At 45.0% G+C, this 587-nt stretch carries 1 protein-coding gene; it reads left to right on the plus strand.

Annotation, left to right across the window (positions count from 1 at the left end; translation table 11 throughout):
* The coding region (locus EAH57_RS15810) for an EF-Tu/IF-2/RF-3 family GTPase (RefSeq protein ID WP_121930875.1) at positions 1–587 on the plus strand (587 nt) is incomplete at both ends.

Below are 587 nucleotides of genomic sequence, written 5' to 3' on the forward strand. Positions count from 1 at the left end.
GGTCCTTATGGCGAACAAGCTGTAATCGACTTAGTTGCTGCACTTGACTCTTACATTCCAGAGCCAGAGCGTGCAATCGACAAAGCATTCCTAATGCCAATCGAAGATGTATTCTCGATTTCTGGTCGTGGTACAGTTGTAACTGGCCGTGTAGAATCAGGTATCGTTAAAGTTGGCGAATCAGTTGAAATCGTTGGTATTCGTGACACTGTTGTGACGACTGTAACTGGCGTTGAAATGTTCCGTAAATTGCTTGACGAAGGTCGTGCTGGCGAGAACTGTGGTGTTCTTCTTCGTGGTACTAAGCGTGAAGACGTACAACGTGGTCAAGTACTTGCTAAGCCAGGTACAATCAAGCCGCACACTAAATTCGATGCAGAAGTATATGTACTTTCTAAAGAAGAAGGTGGTCGTCACACTCCATTCTTAAATGGTTACCGTCCACAGTTCTACTTCCGTACAACTGACGTAACTGGCGCAATCCAATTACAAGACGGCGTTGAAATGGTTATGCCAGGTGACAACGTTGAAATGTCAGTAGAATTAATTCACCCAATCGCAATGGACCCAGGTCTACGTTTTGCGAT

Origin of the sequence: Acinetobacter sp. 2JN-4 (genome assembly GCF_003687745.1) — a bacterium.
Taxonomy (GTDB): Bacteria; Pseudomonadota; Gammaproteobacteria; order Pseudomonadales; family Moraxellaceae; genus Acinetobacter; species Acinetobacter halotolerans.